The sequence below is a fragment of the Levilactobacillus tongjiangensis genome (genome assembly GCF_003946345.1).
Taxonomy (GTDB): domain Bacteria; phylum Bacillota; class Bacilli; order Lactobacillales; family Lactobacillaceae; genus Levilactobacillus; species Levilactobacillus tongjiangensis.
In genome coordinates this window covers 1-16,632 of the sequence record NZ_RHNY01000029.1, presented here as the reverse complement: position 1 = coordinate 16,632, position 16,632 = coordinate 1, and the positions used below count along the sequence as shown (strand labels likewise).

Genomic DNA, 16,632 nt, shown 5'->3' with positions numbered 1-16,632 from the left:
TTGTGGTGACACCATTAAAGACCTTTATGGGTTTTTCTGTCCACTAATATGTTCAACTTAAATTTTACAATCTACCATATCCAAAAAAACAGCGCCCCCTCCCACGAATGGTTCGTAATAATTTTTAATTTTTGACGGCAAATAACGTTTTATCTCTGGTAATAATTGTCGCTTTCCCCCAGCCCATTTGACAAAGGGCTTAACTAAAGGATTCTTGTGTATTGTCATTATATAAGTTCTCCTTTAGATTCTAATTTTTAATTTAAATACTAATTAAAGATGCGACCAACTTCCAGTAGCATCATTTTTAAGCATTTGTTATTTTACGCCTGTTTCAGGGCTTCTAATCTATTCTGATTATCTCATGTAAACCGGTTCAATGCACATCGAATTTCTTTCGGTATCTGATAAAGGTTGTCCGTTTAATCCCGGTATTACGGGCAACATCTACATCACTCATGCCCGTCTGGTAAAGTTTAAAAGCATGTAGTAAACGGGGATCATCTTCGGCATATTGAGGTTTCCGACCATGATATTTACCCTGCTGTTTAGCGAGGGCAATCCCTTGTTGCTGCCGTTCAATGATCCGCTTACGTTCGCTTTCAGCTTGATATTTATACAGTTCAATAATGAGATTCGTCATGACCTGGCGTAAATTAGGATCCGCAATCCCTGTCATGGACGGCAAGTTTAACACATCTAGGGTGGCCCCCTTATTTTGAATGGTGTTCATGATCTTATTTAAGTCCTGGTTGTTTCGGCCTAAGCGATCTAATTCAGTGACCAGGACAATATCACCCTCGCGAACATAGGCGAGCATTTTTTGCAGTTCTGGCCGATTAGTGTTAGCTCCACTTAATTTATCCGTAAATAATTTATCAACGCCTTTTAAGGCCGCTAGCTGTCGATCTAAATGTTGCTCTTTGGAACTCACACGAGCATAACCAATTTTAGCCATTGTCAGCACTTCCTTTTGGACAGTTCTAATGAACATTTGTAATTCCTAGTATAGCACAGAATCAAAAAAGGCCACTAGGGTATACCCTAGTGGCCATTTAACATCCTTCTAAAACTCATCAGAAATACTTTCATGGTTAAACTTGGGGTTTAACCTTATTGATTTAACATCCTTCTAAAACCTAATAGTTTCCTTAGCTCGCTGTTCTTGTGGGTTTAACCTTATTGATTTAACATCCTTCTAAAACTTTGCTTTAATTCGCTTTCTAAAATACGGTTGGCTTTCAGCAAGGTAATCAATGGTACTGCCTAAATAGCGAAACCCCTTCTTACTAATTTGTTCGGTCGTCCCAGAATAAGCAAAGTCCAGATTCTTGCGACTGCCGGCTTCGATTAAATAGCCATAAGTTAGCAGAATATTCATTAGATACGTCTTCCCGTTGGTCCGCGCCACCGAAATTAGTGCGTAGGTAAAGCGCTTCTCGCCACTCTCGTTCCGCCATCCTTGCAGCAAACACAAAATAGCTTGCTGCCAAACCATTAACGGCATGGGATTACCAGATTCTACATCCGGGCAAACCTTAGCATAGTCAAGAATGTGATGACATTGTTTCAAGTCATATTCATAGTTGAAAGCATCGTCATAGAAGCTCCGTTTCAAGTCATTCAGATGACGAAATAGGGCCAATTTCATTTTTCGCCCTGCCATTTGTTTACCACTAAGTACCAGATAAGCATAGGCAGTAGCTGGGTCACGGTAAGCCTTCCAGATTTCGTCAAAATAGCCTTCATTATCTAATTTCCGAAATACAGAATCAACCTCCACTCCCCGTTGGCTAAAATCAAACTGCTGCACTTTAGAACTCGCCGTCATCATCACCTCCAAACGGGCTATCTTCGTCATCATCATCAGGGTCACCAAGCTTTAATAGCTCAGCACGACTCTGTGGGGTCAACCCAAGCTCTGAACTTATCGCCCGAATATTCTTTGTTGCCTTATCTAGGCTGTCAACTGCGGGATTTTTCTTGATAGCCTTCAATTCTTTATGAATTACTTTGCCTTTTCTATCGGTGGAATAGTCAAACACTTCGAACTGGGCACCATGTTCGCTAATGCTCTTGGCACTACTTCGCAATACAAAATAGTTATCACATAACGCCTCAACTAGCGTTTTATCCATCTCGTTAGCAAACGAGTTATCCTTTAGCATTGGCACTATCCTACGCCACATATATCGGGCAATCCCTTCCATATATTTTGGCGGCGAATCAGGCAAATCTTTAATTTTCAACTAAATCACCTCCATATCTTAGTTAGGGTGCACATAGCTACCAGTTTTTAGTGATTTTATGTATGTAAAATGCCTTAACACTGCTAATTAACGATCTATTAGGGCACCTCAAAAAAAGTTTTCAAAATTGCTCGCGTAAAAAGGAAGCCACTATGTTGTGATCGCTCCTTTCCTAAACGGCGGTGGGGGGGGCTATTTGAACCGCTCACTAATAATTTTCTGCCACCATTCTCGTTTTGCGTGTTTTAAAATCGCATTCCCGTTATCTTTGGCAGCAATGTTCATTTCAAGGTTAGTTTTGATATTGTGGCAGCGATAGCACAGCGTCCACAAGTTGTCTTGACTAAGCCGTTCTTCACCGCTAATTTTTAACGGATGAATGTGGTCAACAATCTTACGGTTGGTTACCGCATTGCCGCAAACTTGGCATGTTGCCATATCACGCGCATAGACGTAATCTCTGACGTTCCGCCATTGTTTGGTATGATAGAACGTATTGGCTTCTTTATCGCGTCTAACGCGATTGTAATAAGCCTGATGGTCTTTGCGTACTTGCCTGCCAATACTTGTTTGGCCCCGATGGTTTAAACTAGCTTTGTAATCAGCCTTACGTTGCTCGTTCATTGCTTCATGTTTATCACAGAACGATTGGTCCTTTGGAACTACCTTGTTGCAGCCACCCCAATTGCAATGCTTCATCATCATGGGATATCCATTCCCCCGCTTCTTCTTATCAGCCAGCCAGCGCTCTAAGTCATGATAGCAATAATCTTCTACTGGGCTAACGTAGCCATACTCAGTGTGTCGCATGCAGCCACACTCCCAACACGATAATGAGTAGCACCATCAGCAGGCCGAATATTAAGTTGTCCCGCTGATAGTTTCTCATTACCATTCCTCCAAATTAAAAGGCCGCCTCGTTAGAGACGACCGTGTATGTGATTGGTGTGGAATCGAACCACACGCGGTAATGAACCTCCTGACGTGGACTTTTTCTATTTTTAGCCACGTTTCAACCACCGTCGACTTACGCTTTTAGCTTAGCGTATAGAACTCGCATTTTGGTATTGCGCCATACCGTGGTTGCTGACCAATGGACCATGTAGGACTCGAACCTACGACCGAACGGTTATGAGCCGTCTACTCTAACCAACTGAGTTAAAGGTCCTTAATCACAATACGTGCAACGGGAGTCGAACCCGTATCTTCTTTGCTCTGCCGTTGAGCTATGCACGCCCATTTCATCAATCGCTTATGGTACCAATTTACACCCAAATTAGGGGTCAAAAGTGCCATAATAGTGCCAAATTAATCTAAATCATAAAGTCCGAACCTTTTCGCACACTTCGATATAAATTCTTTTTTTAGTCGATATGCGCTTCGCCGACTACAATGGACCAAATGATTTACCACTAAGCCATCAACCGTGTATTGTGGTCGCTTGCGAAAGTACAGTTCACCAATTATCACCTGTGTATCTTCACCGACACCATCTAAGCAATCATCAATCACTTCACGTTGCCTTTTTAAAGTGTTAAGACGTCGGTCCTCATCAATTGTGATTAGCATTGTTAATGCTCGTTCGTTACGCAACGACTGGGAACGTCCTCCTCCAATGTTTTCGTCGTCCTGAGTCATCGGATATCGTAGTTCTTTTTCTCGATCCTCGATATATTTATCAATTTCTGGATAGTCTCTTAATAGATCCTCTACCGTTCTAATCGTCGATCGTTTCACCCATCATTCCTCCATCTTAAGCTTATTTTAAGTTTGCTTTAATGTTAATGGCATAATATTTCGTTCGTTGGCCGCGGAGTAAGAGTTAATTTAAATAGCCAATTTGGGGTAAGGGCTGCCGGTAAGTGGCCCTTTTTTGCTGTCTAAAATGGCCGTGTAAGCTCGTGTAGCACGTTAGTAATCTCCACATTACTCAGCATACCCAAAGCAATGTAAACTTCCTTAGGCACGCTGTGCTCGCTTAATCTGGATTGAAACTCGGCTATCCCCATCAATACATCGTCTTTCGGCACCAGCGCCTCCAGATAGCTAAGCAACATACGTTGGTTACCGTTCATTCCGTCGCGTGTTTTATCCATACGTCCTCCTACATAAACATCGTCAGCTCATGAATAACCTGGTTGCGTTCCTTAGCTGACAACTTATTAATCGCGTTGCGTTGGCTATCGCTCAGCATGGTAAAGTGATTGCCGCACCACACTAACGCCTGTGCCACATCGCCGCCATAGCTTGCCATGCCTTGCATCACGTATTTTCGATACTCGATCTGTTCGTGTGTCATCATTCGTCCTCCCAATCTCAACATCACTCGGTGCCACTTCAATATGCCTATGGCTGCCTTTAACTTTCATCATTGCCGATCGGCTATTGCCACGAACAATCCAGCATAGCCATGTGGCTGATTGCTTTACGTGATGGCGCCGGTGGTAATACACCTTATCGCCGTGCTTCATTTTCTACCTCCCGTAGCTTCTCTCGCATGCAGCGCACCCAATCCTTGTCGCGACCCATAACACTAGCTACTCCTTGGTTGTTAGGCCGATTCATATGTTTAACGTTGTATTTTAGCTGTGTTAATTCATCTGGTGTGGCTTGATAATTTAATTCTTCACGTCTTAGCATTCTTCCACGCAATTGCCGTATATAATCCGGTGTCTTGGACCGTTCTTGTGAAATATATTTGTTGGTGTATCCGTGGAGAATCAGGTGACGTAGAATCTTATTTTCAGCTGTGTACTGTTCTTCAGTTTGACCGCGGACCTCCTTTTTAACATTTTCCGGCCACTTATCTGGATCGTCGCCATAATTGGCGTAAGCCGCTCTAATTTCAGCCGCCATTTTCTTGTTTGATGACATAATCTCTACTCCTTATCAACAATTGCTAACGCATCATCAACTGATCGTGCAACACCATATATAACTGGGTATTGGCTAATAAACTTTTCAAACTGTTGCTGGTCTTTACGCAACCGTCCACGATCGTTTTTACACTCAATTAATATCATCTTTCCATCCGAATGACGGAATCCAGTAATATCAGGCCAGCCTTTAGGAAATAGGGCAATTGTTCGACCATCTTTAGTTTTAATTTTTCCAGCATTACTTCGACATACGGTTGTGCCACTTTTTGATAGTTCTAGTAAAATTTCATTTTGAATCTCATGTTCTGATTTAATGGTCACACCTCCAATAATTATTAAAGATGGACGGATAAATGGACGGATGATTAAGTCGCTGTATCCATTGTGGCTGTAAGAACAAAGACTATTTTTTGCCATGTGGACGGATAAATCAAAATAAACTCTTTCTCTTATATATATTTTTTACTTTTTATATAATACTTTTATATATTTATCCGTCCATAGTAATAAAAGGAGTAATAATACTTAGAGCCACAAGGGTTTTGGCTTATAAATCATCCGTCCGTTATCTGTCCACTTATCCGTCCATCCGTCCAAAAAGATTATTTTACCCAATTCAATCTAGGATCATCTCTAATTTTTAATCCTAAATAAAATCGACCATTGCTTTGCTTATATTCAAACTTCTGTCGCATTTCCCGACCAAATTTCTGTTTGCTCATTGAGTATTCTGAATTTTCATTAGCCCATGCTTGATACTTCTTAAATATCTCGCCAGCTGGAGCTCTATAAATGTCACCTGTTTCGCAGCAATCATCCACAAACAAACTGATAACATCCATTTCTTCACGATATTGTCGACTAGCATTAGTCACACTAGTTGGTGGGTTCAATCCCTCTCTTTGCCACATTAAGGCGCCTTCTACGATCCAGTTTAAAATTCCAATTGACTCGCGTTGAAGCTTATACTTTAAGTCCTTGTCAACTTTATCTATCGGAATTTGAACCTTGAACGGGATCAGCATTAATCGCCGCCAGATACCATCATCTGTGCCTCGTATAATCGGCTTGTGGTTAGTTGCTAGCCACAGCTTAAACTGTGGTTTAAATTCGAATTCCTTACCATACAAATACCTTGCTGTGACTTTGTCTCCACCCGTTAGCTGTTTAACTAGACCTTCATCTAATCGAACGCCCTCATTAGGTTCACTCGAAGTCACCAAGCGTGCACTCTCTAAACGAGCAATATCTGAATTGGCACCGGAACTGCTTTGACGAACCATGATAGAATCAGCCTGCATTGACTTAGCATAAGTTCCCAAAATATCCGAGATGGTATCTATAAAAATAGATTTACCGTTGCGGCCATTTCCATAAAGAATAAACATAACTTGTTCTTTGATACTACCAGTGGCAGAATATCCAACAGCCTTTTGAATGTAATGAATTAGTTCTTGGTCATTATCGAAAATCTGATCTAAGAACTCACTCCACTCCGGGCAGTCGATGTTGTCGGTATAATCAACGTCAGCCTGCTGGCTAAACATTTTTTTAATGTCGTGCTCGTGCAAGATTCCTGATGACAGATCAACATAGCCATTTGACGTATTCAGCAGCGTTTTATCTTGATCAAATTCGCCATGCAAAACTGGCACTCGATGTTGGATTTCACTTAGAATAGCTTTTTTTGAACTGTTGCTTCTTGTTTTCTTTAAAAACTTATCCCAGGCTTCTTTGGCTTTTTCAGGGTCTACATCAGCAGACACATGAAGCTTTTCGTTGCGCATGTTATCAACTGTCATATCAATGTATTGTGCTACTTTACCTTCGTTATCTGTCTCCCAATAACCACCGTTGTAGCAATACCAGCATTTATCAATGTATGAGTATTTGACAAGTTTTCCAAACGTATCCATAAACCGGTCTGCATTACCTGTATCATCCCAACTTCTTGGGGGCGTTTCTGCTTGCTTATCTTCATCCTTAGCAAAGTTAAATTGATATTTGCGTAATGGCATACGTCTTGGATCAAACGTCTCATGAGCTTCATTGATAGCCTTATTTAGCAAGGCCACACCATAAGTTGTTTTACCGTGTTTTTCATCATACTTTGGTCTAAACAAATTTGAAGTTCTGAATATTTGATCCATCTTGTTAAAATCGCGACCAGTCCAGAAGGCCAAGTCATTGGCAAATGCTAAATCTGCTTCAGATTGTGAAGGATAAAACCCTTCCCATCCACCGTTCATAAATACCTTGAATCGGTCACCGGTACGAGACATTTCTGCACGTTTAATGACTTCATCAACGTCTAAATCATTGGGCTTTATTGGATTGTGATTATTAATCGTAACCACATTATCTTCACCAAAATACTTGTGATACATCAGCTTCATAACATCTGTGGTAACGACGTTTACTTCCCTTTGATACTGACCAATGGTGTTGCCAGTTAGTGCAAAGAAACGACCAGAATCGTACATTTATACATTGCCTTTACGCCTGCGAGTGCCAGGAATTTTACCTTTAAAAATCGCATGAATACCCGAACCTGAAATGCTGACTTCCATATATGACTTTGTCATAGTGATAGCCTGGGAAACCGTGTTTTCCTGATAGTCACCAGACCGGAACTTGTCTAATTCATCGCCAATATGATCAATATCAAGGCCAACGTAACCGTTAGCAAAGAAGAAAGCTAAGCCATCCATTTGATACGTTTTAAGCGCTTCTAAGGCTGTTTTAAAGTCTACCCATGTACTTGGGTCATTGCTTTTTCCAGCACCGCCATTGAGCGCGTTATGAGGTATTTTGGTGTATTTGTTGCGCTCTGGCTGCCATATCTTTTGGAACAAGCCCCATTGTTTCAGGGACCGTAACTCATTGGGTATATTTTCATAATTCACGATTTATCCTCCTAAAATGGTAAATCAGCTTCATTAATCTGAGGTGCTGGCGTGGACTGATTGTTAGCAAATGGATTCTCCCTGTTGGATTGTTCCTTCCATGTATGTTGTACCTGTGGGTAATCGCTCTTGTTAAAGTTCCATGGTGCTACTTGGTTCACTTCTCGCTCTTCGCCTTGGTAGTTATCTTTAGCCTTCTTCACATATACCTTGGCTGATTTATTAGCCAAAGCATTGACTAAATCCTGAATGCTGTTAATTGGAGTTCCTTCGGGAATCTGAACAGCCTCAAGAATGTATTGGAAGCTGTCTAAGTCATACTGGTGAGTAGCTTTACGCTTCCAGTTATCCATAAATACGTGTCGGTTGTGATACTTAGCATTTGTTTTAGCAAGCGCTGGGACTGCGTCAAGATCATTACGTACGACCAAATCAATTTGTAGAGATTCAGCACCATTGGGAGTTGCCTTTTCCTGTGCCGATTTGATAATCATTTCGTAAACACCTGTTGGTAATACGGAATAGTCCTGATGTTCGTTGTTTGCGTAGTTCGTTGTAATTAATGACATTAGTTATTTTCTCCTTTATTTAACTTGATTAAATTCATGTATACACTTAACCCAGCATTCCCATTCTTTTAGCATTCATGTAAGCCCAGCCTGGCTTATAACCGCGAGCTTTGGCTATTTTGTATAAATCCTCCACATTATCGGCATCGTCTGGTTGCATCTTGCCATACTGATTATTTTGGTAGTCAGTCGTCATTTTAAATTCGCCAACTTTTTCAAGTTCCACATTGTCTTGCGTATCCATACCCTCATTGTCGATTGGTATTTCTTCGCCACATTGTGGGCAGACTTTACATTGTGCCGGGATTACTGCCCAGCAGTGTGGACACGTTCTTATCGGCAAAGCAGATGTGTTGTTGCCTTTCTTTTTAGGCCGACCAGTTAAACTCCACTTCCGAGGTGTATCTGGCAACCCAAAACGCGAATAGTTAGCCGCATGATCAATGATAGTGGCCATTTTATTTGGCAAATATCGCATACAACGCATTGTTGCTTGAATATCAAATACCAAACTTTCAGTTGGCCGTGCGATTACACAACACGTACACTCTTTGACGTCATATCCTTCATCAACCAATCCAAAGTTACATAGAACAGTGATCTTTCCCTTTCTAAAATCCCTCATAATACGTTTTCTTTCGTCACTAGGAGTTTTAGAATCACAATGTTTTGCACTGATACCAGCTTTTCTAAATTCATCCGCAATTTGTTTGCTATGTTGAGTGTCATGAGCATAAACAATGGTTCGCTGTCCAAATGCTTTATCCATCCAAGTTTTAACAATATCGCCATACAGAGTGGGCTTTGCTGAATCATTAATAGATTGATTGGTATAATCGCCAGTGCTTGATTTCTTTAGCTTTTCGTCATTAAACAATGTCACACTGTAGTATTTATATGGGCTTAGTTTTTTGTGTTCAATTAACCACTTAACCGTGGGGCCTTTGACCATAGCAGAATAAATATCGTCAAACCCTGCTCCGTTCATTCGCCACGGACTGCCTGAGAATCCAAGCCTAGGAACATCCGAATAGTATTTAAAAATTTTTAAATATGTTTTCGCCCGACTATGTTGCGATTCATCGCAAATAATTAAGCTTGGTTTAGGCAAGCAATCTAATCGATTAGCAACTTTGCCCACTGTCATGATTGTGCAATTCATCAAATCAACATCTTGCTTTTGAAATGATTTTACGATCTGGTTAACTAATTCTTGACGGTGAACGAAGAACAAAATTCTGCCACCCTTTGAAACTGTTAATCTCGCAATTTCAGCTATAATAACTGATTTCCCACTACCTGGTGGGGAAACAATTAGTACTCCATTATTGCCTTGGCCAATTTTTTGGCGAGTTTCATCCACAATTCGTTGTTGATAATCAAACAATTTAAATGGCATTTTTTTGACACCGGATTTCTGCAAGGTGACGTTCTTTCACTGCTTCCTCATAGCTTGTAAATGACCTATCCAATATGATTCGGTTTCGATACATCATTTTAGCGACCCATTTATTTTTGCTTTTATCAAAAGAAACACCACGTACACCGCTGATATTGTCTGCCCGTAATCTATTAGTCACTGGAGAATTTCGTTTACGCCTATTGTTGGCCTGGGTTTTCCAATCAGTCCAACGGCAATTAGATGGGCAATAATTACCATCTACATCAATTCGATCAATGGATTTTCCGCCTTCATATCCATTTTGAATAGACCATCTTTCAAAAGCATAAAAACTATTTTTCCATTGATTACAGATAGATACACCTCGACCGCCATAATCGGAAAAGCTTTTATTATTCGGGTTGAAACATCTTTGCTTCATAGACTCCCAAACAAAATAAAGTTTCGTATTTGAATGACCGTGTTTTCTAAACCTTTTACTAACGAGTTCATCGTGTAGACAGCCACAAGATTGTATTTTCCCCTTTCGAACATCGATTCCTGAAGCATAAGTGACATTTCCGCAGTCACATTTAAATCTCCAATAAGCACGGGTAGATCCTTTAGGACGTTGAGAATTATCAATGCAAACTGCTGTCAGCCTTCCGAATTTCTTACCCGTAATATCAATTAATTTTGTCATCATTGTCACCACCAAAACTAAATAATTCATTGATTGGGCAAGCTTGGCGATTATCCAATCTGTTTTTGGCATATATCGAATCGTCACCTTGTAGGATCACACCACGATTACCCGTCTTAGGGTTGACTGTTAAGCGTCCAACAACGTCGCACAGACCTAGCAGACCGTCCATAACGCTTGTACGAATCTCAGGCGCGTACTGATTGAATTGTTGACCATTTGCTGATGTGATTTGTCGGCTGGTTTCCCAAGCAGTGATTAACACATTGACAGGCAGGGTGTAAATTTCTGTCATGATTCGCGAAAAATAGTTTGTCCACTGTGAATAATCTTGTAACTCGTTAGAAATTCCGTTGTGGCTACCGCGACCTTTTTCTACGAACCAGTCTTTCTCAAAACTTGAGATGTTATCAATGATTAAATTGTCAAATCCATTGATTCGTTGTTTAGCCGATTTTAAAAACTCCAGCATATCTTCTTCTGGTCGGCTTCTATCTAACTGATCAATTGTGATGTTGCTTAATCCATCAAGAACCTTAGCTGAATTATCAAGGTCTAAAATACGTGTCTTTCCTTTTAAAAACTTAGCTGAACTTGTCTTGCCTGTCCCTGGCTTGGCATATAAAATGATTCGCCAGTTTGAAGTTCTATTCAGCTCTTTGGCAGTAATTGTTTTCATTTGTTCCTCCTACTTAATTCGAATTGACCGCGTCTGTACCAGCTTGGCACCAGGAACATCTTCACCATCATTGAGTGCCTGTTTAATGGCCGTTTTATTCAGTTTCTTTTCTACCTCAGTAAATTCACCAGGAATAAGTTTATCGTCCGTCACAGCAACGCTAACGGGGTTATTTTGAATCCAAATAGACAGGTCAATATCTTTGATTTTGTCCTTGCCTGCTGTTTCCATTCCGTGTTGTAATGCCAATTTCAGCCGACTAATATTGTTGGACAACGCACGCATTCGCTCTTGATCGTGTTTAATTTTATCTGCAAGTTGCTTTTTATCAGCTACCAGCTGATTAATAACTTTGCCGTAGCCAATTGCTTTGTCAGCGATGCTGTCTTGCAAGCTCTCAATTGTGTCAGCAAACAGCTGCTGATCTTCTGGTTTGGCACTATTGGCTAGTTCAACGACATGCAATAAGTTGCCCTCAAGTTCATATAGATTCATGCTTATTCCTCCGTTCGTAACTGTTCTAGTCGCTGATTAGTGCGGTCAATCTTAACCGCCAAATACTGCTTATACTTTTTGTCAGTGGTGTGTTCCAAACAATTACGTAAATCTGCTGCAAATGTTTCCAGCGCCTCAACGCGAGAATTATGCTCTAGTGCTGACTGGTCCTCGTCAGTCTGGTTAATGTGCGTGATCACAGGCGTAGCAAATTTTCGGTCATATTCTGCCGTAGTTCCGCCTAATACCATTGCAACCACCGCCCGTCTGGAGTAGAATTGAAGTTATAGAAATAGGATAAATGTAATTTATCCTCGAGTTCTGGGTTGTCCCCTGGGACTCTTTTTTTGTGCCATAATTTCATTTGCTTTCCTCCAATCCGAAGAAATCCATTGCCCATGCTTTCCATCCGCCAGCATGTACCACTGACTTACGTAGCTGATAACCAGCTGAGGCAATCAACACAATTACTGTTAGCCAGAAGGCTGGAAAGCCAACTAGCAGGTAAACTTCATTCATGTGGATCATTCCTTTCAGATGTATAACTTAAAGTTGACTCAGGGGCAAAATTAATCATATCAATAGGCACTTGATACAACTCCGCAAATGCTTTACCGTATCCAGGTGCAATATCGTCAGGATTAGCTTCTAAATATGATACCCATTGTCGTGATACTTTTTTTCCAAAATAGTGTCCAAACCATTCAGCTACTTGACTCTGACTAAGACCGGCGTTAATTCTTGCTGCTTTTAAAGATATTCTAAATTTAGTGACCTGCATGTCGTTCCTCCTTTCTTGATTACAAATATAAGTATGGGTCAACTTTAAGTTATAGTCAATAACTTTGTATAACTTTTTAAAACTAAAAGTTGATTTTATATAACATTATGTTATACTTTAGTCACCGTTATAGATAGGAAGTAATTAATTATGAAACCAGAAAACAAAATTTCAAGTCAAATAAAAGTTCTTCGGTCTAAAATGGGCTGGTCTCAATCTCAACTAGCTGATAAATTAGGAGTATCTAAACAATCAGTTTCAAATTGGGAAACAAACCTAAAGACGCCCCGCATGGGAGCACTTCAAAAAATGTCAGATTTATTTGGTGTCAGCATTGGCCAGATAACTGACGGAGATAGGTTTGAAAATAATCTAATTAAGCAAACCGCTCAATTAATGCAAGGATTGCCTTATAGCAAGCAGCAAGAAGTATTTGATTTTGCCAAGAGTCGCTTGACACTAAATGTTAATTCTAACGTCATCAAGTTCCCTAAAGACGATGACACCTTAGAAATTACGGCCAGCGGTGTCCTCTCTGCTGGTGTGGGTGAGTTCCTTGATGATTCTACTAAGCCATTCACTGTAACCGTGCATAAGCCTGTCCCCAGAAATTATGACTATGCCTTCCAGATCAACGGCCACTCAATGGAGCCTGTCTACCAGGACAAGCAAGTTGTCTTCGTCAAAAAGGAAGACGATTACCGTGATGGTCAGATCATCGCGGCAGTTATGGACGGCTGTGCTTATCTGAAAAAGCTGTCAGTAGTTGATGGTGAGGCTACGCTGGTATCATTAAACCCACAGTATCCTAATATAAAGGTTGATAAAGAGACTGGCATCAAAGTATTAGGCGTTGTATTCTCGTGAACTACTCGGCCATAAATGACCGAGGTGATTAAATTATATTAGGAGGCGCTCGCAATGCTTTTACTGCTAACACTCATAGTTATATGGGCAGGCTACAAATTCTTCACACAGTGGATATGGTGGATCATAGGAATCATGATGCTAATAGACGTCTGGAAGATTGTTACGTCATGGCCAGCCTTATTGATCATTGCCGGTACATGCTTCTACTTGCTGTATAAGCGTCACAAGGAAAACATGCCACGCAAAAAGGTTAAGCCTACATTGTCTGAACCTGTTAATATGCAGGGAAAACACTTTTAAAATAGTCACATTTAATATCTCCAAAAAATCCTCCAGCATTAAACTGGGAGGATTTTTTGGAGATATTATTGGAGTATATGTACTTAATAAACTCTCCATCAACACCCGTTGACAAAGAACCATTTTAATACACTCAAACAATATTTGTTAATACAAAAAGGGCTACTTCAAAAATTTGAAGTAACCCTTTTTTTAAACTAAACCATTTCTAATCGAACAAGCTTTAATTATTCGAATGAAGAACCTGGAGTAGTCGTAGTCTTTTGGTTGTGAACTGGAGAAATACCAGTCTTAACAGTAGCGGTGTAGATACCTACAGCAGAACTGTCACTAGAATAATTACCATCACGAGAACTTACAAGCTTGTATTCAGTGTAAGTACCTGACTTAGCCAAGACATCATCACTTGATGTCTTGTCTTGAGCCTTAGTAGTCTTATCATAGTTATCAGTGTACAAGGTTGCAGCATTAGCCTTAGTCAAGTAATCAATAACATTCTGAGCAGTGAAGGCAGCACCATCAGCGCCTGCGAATGGGGTAGTTAATGATGGAACAGTAACTACAGTATCAGCAGCAGTACTCAAAGCCGCAGTAGCAGCAGTAGTATTAGTTGAAGGAACTAAAGCAGTGTTATGAGTAGGGTCGCTGGTAGTTTGAAGTAATTGAATCTTCATACCAACTTCCTTACCCTTAGTTACATAAACAGTAACTGTATCACCACTCTTAGCATTTAACAAAGCGGCTTGGTTAATTGTGTTTGTGGTAAGATCACCAACAGTGTAACCAGTACCCTTCAATACACTATTGTTCCAGTCAGCCTTCTTAGCTTGATCTAAAGCATCAACACCAACGGCAGTACCCTTAACTTTTGCAGTATCAGTAGATGCGGAGTTAGTGTCATTGTTAGCCTTTAGGTTTTGAAGAACAGTACTCTTAACAGTAGTACCATCAGTGGCTACAAGGTTAACCTTAACATCGGATGCTTGGTTGTAAGCAACTGATGAATCAGTAGTAACGGCGCCACTATAAATCCAGCCACTAACTGAAGGATGAGTAGCATCTTTAACGTAGTAGTATAAGCTACCTTCTTTTGTCTTAGTAGCTGCATCAGTAATCGTTAACTTATCACCAGCAAATGGAGTCGTATTAACAACGTTCTTCTTTGCGTTAATATCAGTGTTCTTTGGAGCAGTCCAAGTAACATTAGCAGTACCAGGATTTGCAAAGTAAACTGTAGTTTGTGAAGGAACAGCTGCCTTAGTCATAGTATCAGTAGTCTTGATACCACCGGCAAATGTACCAGCAGTCTTACCACCGTAGATGTAACCACGGTACTTCTTGTCCATAGTAACGATCTTGTAGTATACGGAACCACGGTTAGTGGTCTTAGTGCCGTATGCATAGAAAGTGTCGTTGGACTTCTTTGAAGCAGCTAACTTAGCAACTGTCTTCTTAGAAGCAACGACCTTAGCACCCTTAACAGTACCTGGCTTTGAGTAAATGGCATTAGTACCATTTACCAAAACATTTTGACCCTTAGTAAGGGCGGTATATGAGCCTGCAGTTGCATAGCTCTTAGCACTTGCAGTAGTGGTAGTAACAGCTGAAAGACCAGCTAAACCTAACACTGCAGCGCCAACATAAATAGACTTTGCGAATGATGAACGCATAGATGAAAACCTCCTAATAATTTCTTTTTTAGCAAAAACATTATGTAAATGTCCACAATCATTCTTGCTAACGGCAATTATAACATACGTTACTGACTATGCCAAAAGAAAATTTTAAAAAGTTCACAAAAAATTCACATTTGTAAAAAAGTCCATAAAAAAAACCCTTCAACAGGTCAGCGGAAGGGAAGAAATCAAGAATTCATCTATGCAAAAACAATTATAACCTATATGTAGTAAAAAAACAATGTCAATGAAATATTTGTAACAAAAAAGGACGCCCTGCTTGAAGGAGCGTCCAATCTTCAAAGAAGGAAGAATAAAAACCAACTTTAAAGAAATCACTTTAAGTATAATAGCTTATAATTCCAGTAAAGTCAAACTAATTTTTGCCTTTCTAAGGCTAGTTTTTAAATTGACCAGACTAGATTTAATATGTTAATATTCAATTGTTCTTCTATGAGATAGTCTGAACGTGCATAAAATATGGATAGCCTACGACTGGCTATCCATATTTTATTTTTTAATTGCTACAATAATTTATAAATGCTATGATGTAAAAGTTCCAATCCTTCGGAACGTCCTCGTCTTTGGAAAAGCCACTCAAAGTTACCCTCAGCACACAACTTCTTTGGTGGCTTTTTTGATTATTTACATTTTTCTCAAAGTGAACTATCATTTTTAGGATAACAAATAAAGTTTCATCCATTCATTTACAAAAAAGAGGCTTCCAGCATAACACTGGAGACCTCTTTTTTATATACCAATTTTTACTTTACATAATCAGCCTTATCCCAAGTAACCACCATTCGCCCTGGTACTTCCACATTCCGTTATTTTTCGATTGTGAACTTATCCAAAAAAGAAGTGGTATAGGTCGCAGATTGGCTTTAATTGGGGAAAGGTGCTTTGTGAAATTCACTGAAATCATGTCTAGGCCATTCCCTTGAATTCAACTGTCTCATTCTTTGTATTAACCAAAAACTTACCGACATTTCCCTGATATTTAACGGATACTTTAAAGGAATACTTATAATTTACCCGAGTATATCGAATACTACTAATTCTCCCCCGATACCCTTGCTTATGCAAAACTCTTTTTACTTGATCTCTCTGCTGATTTGTAATTCTTGCAGAACTCCGATAGATT

The 16,632-nt window shown here is 40.0% G+C and carries 20 protein-coding genes, 2 tRNA genes and 2 pseudogenes; 1 reads left to right on the top strand and 23 read right to left on the bottom strand.

Annotation, left to right across the window (positions count from 1 at the left end):
• Positions 1 to 75: 75 nt before the first annotated feature.
• From EKM75_RS12180 to EKM75_RS12090, 21 genes and pseudogenes are all read right to left on the bottom strand, one after another.
• Positions 76 to 228: pseudogene (locus EKM75_RS12180) on the bottom strand (DNA adenine methylase); the annotation flags it as partial.
• A gap of 148 nt (positions 229 to 376) precedes the next feature.
• A complete protein-coding gene (locus tag EKM75_RS12175) occupies positions 377 to 958 on the bottom strand; it encodes a recombinase family protein (protein WP_125694893.1) in 582 nt (193 codons plus the stop codon).
• 240 nt (positions 959 to 1,198) lie between these two features.
• Entirely contained in the window at positions 1,199 to 1,864 is a 666-nt protein-coding gene (locus tag EKM75_RS12170) for a terminase large subunit domain-containing protein (RefSeq protein ID WP_225426719.1), read from the bottom strand.
• Positions 1,815 to 2,249: a phage terminase small subunit P27 family gene (locus EKM75_RS12165; protein WP_125694891.1), complete on the bottom strand. Its 435-nt coding sequence runs from the start codon at positions 2,247 to 2,249 to the stop codon at positions 1,815 to 1,817. Before EKM75_RS12165 ends, EKM75_RS12170 begins: the two co-directional genes overlap by 50 nt.
• A gap of 192 nt (positions 2,250 to 2,441) precedes the next feature.
• Positions 2,442 to 3,059: an HNH endonuclease gene (locus EKM75_RS12160; RefSeq protein ID WP_125694890.1), complete on the bottom strand. Its 618-nt coding sequence runs from the start codon at positions 3,057 to 3,059 to the stop codon at positions 2,442 to 2,444.
• A gap of 284 nt (positions 3,060 to 3,343) precedes the next feature.
• Positions 3,344 to 3,417, bottom strand: a tRNA-Ile gene (locus EKM75_RS12155).
• A 10-nt stretch (positions 3,418 to 3,427) separates the two neighbouring features.
• A tRNA-OTHER gene (locus EKM75_RS12820) sits at positions 3,428 to 3,485 on the bottom strand.
• Positions 3,486 to 3,557: 72 nt separating this feature from the next.
• Positions 3,558 to 3,986 carry a transcriptional regulator gene (locus EKM75_RS12150; RefSeq protein ID WP_125694888.1) on the bottom strand — a complete coding sequence of 143 codons (429 nt, stop codon included), beginning with the start codon at positions 3,984 to 3,986 and terminating at the stop codon, positions 3,558 to 3,560.
• A 143-nt stretch (positions 3,987 to 4,129) separates the two neighbouring features.
• The gene (locus EKM75_RS12145) at positions 4,130 to 4,345 is read right to left on the bottom strand and encodes a hypothetical protein (protein ID WP_125694886.1); all 216 of its coding nucleotides are present in this window, start codon (positions 4,343 to 4,345) and stop codon (positions 4,130 to 4,132) included.
• A gap of 8 nt (positions 4,346 to 4,353) precedes the next feature.
• Entirely contained in the window at positions 4,354 to 4,548 is a 195-nt protein-coding gene (locus EKM75_RS12140; RefSeq protein WP_125694884.1) for a hypothetical protein, read from the bottom strand.
• Between the two features lie 155 nt (positions 4,549 to 4,703).
• Positions 4,704 to 5,123: a hypothetical protein gene (locus tag EKM75_RS12135; RefSeq protein WP_125694882.1), complete on the bottom strand. Its 420-nt coding sequence runs from the start codon at positions 5,121 to 5,123 to the stop codon at positions 4,704 to 4,706.
• 5 nt (positions 5,124 to 5,128) lie between these two features.
• Positions 5,129 to 5,545, bottom strand: coding sequence for a VRR-NUC domain-containing protein (locus EKM75_RS12130; RefSeq protein ID WP_318531125.1), 417 nt, complete (start codon positions 5,543 to 5,545; stop codon positions 5,129 to 5,131).
• A gap of 185 nt (positions 5,546 to 5,730) precedes the next feature.
• Positions 5,731 to 8,034 (bottom strand): annotated as a pseudogene (locus EKM75_RS12125) (phage/plasmid primase, P4 family).
• 11 nt (positions 8,035 to 8,045) lie between these two features.
• A complete protein-coding gene (locus tag EKM75_RS12120) occupies positions 8,046 to 8,603 on the bottom strand; it encodes a DUF669 domain-containing protein (protein ID WP_125694880.1) in 558 nt (185 codons plus the stop codon).
• Between the two features lie 46 nt (positions 8,604 to 8,649).
• Complete coding sequence (locus tag EKM75_RS12115; RefSeq protein ID WP_125694878.1) at positions 8,650 to 10,002, bottom strand: DEAD/DEAH box helicase; 1,353 nt, start codon at positions 10,000 to 10,002, stop codon at positions 8,650 to 8,652.
• A complete protein-coding gene (locus EKM75_RS12110; RefSeq protein WP_125694875.1) occupies positions 9,992 to 10,759 on the bottom strand; it encodes an AP2 domain-containing protein in 768 nt (255 codons plus the stop codon). Before EKM75_RS12110 ends, EKM75_RS12115 begins: the two co-directional genes overlap by 11 nt.
• Complete coding sequence (locus tag EKM75_RS12105; protein ID WP_125694873.1) at positions 10,671 to 11,366, bottom strand: AAA family ATPase; 696 nt, start codon at positions 11,364 to 11,366, stop codon at positions 10,671 to 10,673. The genes EKM75_RS12110 and EKM75_RS12105 overlap by 89 nt, the downstream gene beginning before the upstream one ends.
• Before the next feature lie 9 nt (positions 11,367 to 11,375).
• The gene (locus EKM75_RS12100) at positions 11,376 to 11,861 is read right to left on the bottom strand and encodes a siphovirus Gp157 family protein (RefSeq protein ID WP_125694871.1); all 486 of its coding nucleotides are present in this window, start codon (positions 11,859 to 11,861) and stop codon (positions 11,376 to 11,378) included.
• Positions 11,862 to 11,863: 2 nt separating this feature from the next.
• Entirely contained in the window at positions 11,864 to 12,112 is a 249-nt protein-coding gene (locus tag EKM75_RS12095) for a hypothetical protein (RefSeq protein ID WP_125694869.1), read from the bottom strand.
• Between the two features lie 109 nt (positions 12,113 to 12,221).
• Positions 12,222 to 12,380, bottom strand: a complete 159-nt coding sequence (locus EKM75_RS12815; RefSeq protein WP_164508801.1) for a hypothetical protein — start codon at positions 12,378 to 12,380, stop codon at positions 12,222 to 12,224.
• On the bottom strand, positions 12,373 to 12,642 hold the full coding sequence (locus EKM75_RS12090; RefSeq protein ID WP_125694867.1) for a helix-turn-helix transcriptional regulator: 270 nt from the start codon (positions 12,640 to 12,642) through the stop codon (positions 12,373 to 12,375). The genes EKM75_RS12815 and EKM75_RS12090 overlap by 8 nt, the downstream gene beginning before the upstream one ends.
• Positions 12,643 to 12,792: 150 nt before the next feature.
• Between EKM75_RS12090 and EKM75_RS12085 the strand changes: the two genes are divergently transcribed.
• Entirely contained in the window at positions 12,793 to 13,509 is a 717-nt protein-coding gene (locus EKM75_RS12085) for an XRE family transcriptional regulator (protein ID WP_125694865.1), read from the top strand.
• A gap of 530 nt (positions 13,510 to 14,039) precedes the next feature.
• Here the strand turns inward: EKM75_RS12085 and EKM75_RS12080 are convergent.
• Positions 14,040 to 15,482: a hypothetical protein gene (locus EKM75_RS12080; RefSeq protein ID WP_125694862.1), complete on the bottom strand. Its 1,443-nt coding sequence runs from the start codon at positions 15,480 to 15,482 to the stop codon at positions 14,040 to 14,042.
• Between the two features lie 933 nt (positions 15,483 to 16,415).
• The gene (locus EKM75_RS12955; protein ID WP_225426718.1) at positions 16,416 to 16,631 is read right to left on the bottom strand and encodes a hypothetical protein; all 216 of its coding nucleotides are present in this window, start codon (positions 16,629 to 16,631) and stop codon (positions 16,416 to 16,418) included.
• Position 16,632: the final 1 nt, after the last annotated feature.

Bases quoted from the DNA above. Each gene is read 5' to 3' on its own strand.
- EKM75_RS12090 (WP_125694867.1), bottom strand. From the start codon at position 12,642: ATGCAGGTCACTAAATTTAGAATATCTTTAAAAGCAGCAAGAATTAAC.
- EKM75_RS12815 (WP_164508801.1), bottom strand. From the start codon at position 12,380: ATGAATGAAGTTTACCTGCTAGTTGGCTTTCCAGCCTTCTGGCTAACA.
- EKM75_RS12135 (WP_125694882.1), bottom strand. From the start codon at position 5,123: ATGTCATCAAACAAGAAAATGGCGGCTGAAATTAGAGCGGCTTACGCC.
- EKM75_RS12160 (WP_125694890.1), bottom strand. From the start codon at position 3,059: ATGCGACACACTGAGTATGGCTACGTTAGCCCAGTAGAAGATTATTGC.
- EKM75_RS12120 (WP_125694880.1), bottom strand. From the start codon at position 8,603: ATGTCATTAATTACAACGAACTACGCAAACAACGAACATCAGGACTAT.
- EKM75_RS12115 (WP_125694878.1), bottom strand. From the start codon at position 10,002: ATGCCATTTAAATTGTTTGATTATCAACAACGAATTGTGGATGAAACT.
- EKM75_RS12175 (WP_125694893.1), bottom strand. From the start codon at position 958: ATGGCTAAAATTGGTTATGCTCGTGTGAGTTCCAAAGAGCAACATTTA.
- EKM75_RS12080 (WP_125694862.1), bottom strand. From the start codon at position 15,482: ATGCGTTCATCATTCGCAAAGTCTATTTATGTTGGCGCTGCAGTGTTA.
- EKM75_RS12140 (WP_125694884.1), bottom strand. From the start codon at position 4,548: ATGACACACGAACAGATCGAGTATCGAAAATACGTGATGCAAGGCATG.
- EKM75_RS12085 (WP_125694865.1), top strand. From the start codon at position 12,793: ATGAAACCAGAAAACAAAATTTCAAGTCAAATAAAAGTTCTTCGGTCT.
- EKM75_RS12105 (WP_125694873.1), bottom strand. From the start codon at position 11,366: ATGAAAACAATTACTGCCAAAGAGCTGAATAGAACTTCAAACTGGCGA.
- EKM75_RS12095 (WP_125694869.1), bottom strand. From the start codon at position 12,112: ATGGTATTAGGCGGAACTACGGCAGAATATGACCGAAAATTTGCTACG.
- EKM75_RS12100 (WP_125694871.1), bottom strand. From the start codon at position 11,861: ATGAATCTATATGAACTTGAGGGCAACTTATTGCATGTCGTTGAACTA.
- EKM75_RS12170 (WP_225426719.1), bottom strand. From the start codon at position 1,864: ATGATGACGAAGATAGCCCGTTTGGAGGTGATGATGACGGCGAGTTCT.
- EKM75_RS12130 (WP_318531125.1), bottom strand. From the start codon at position 5,545: ATGGCAAAAAATAGTCTTTGTTCTTACAGCCACAATGGATACAGCGAC.
- EKM75_RS12145 (WP_125694886.1), bottom strand. From the start codon at position 4,345: ATGGATAAAACACGCGACGGAATGAACGGTAACCAACGTATGTTGCTT.
- EKM75_RS12110 (WP_125694875.1), bottom strand. From the start codon at position 10,759: ATGCCAAAAACAGATTGGATAATCGCCAAGCTTGCCCAATCAATGAAT.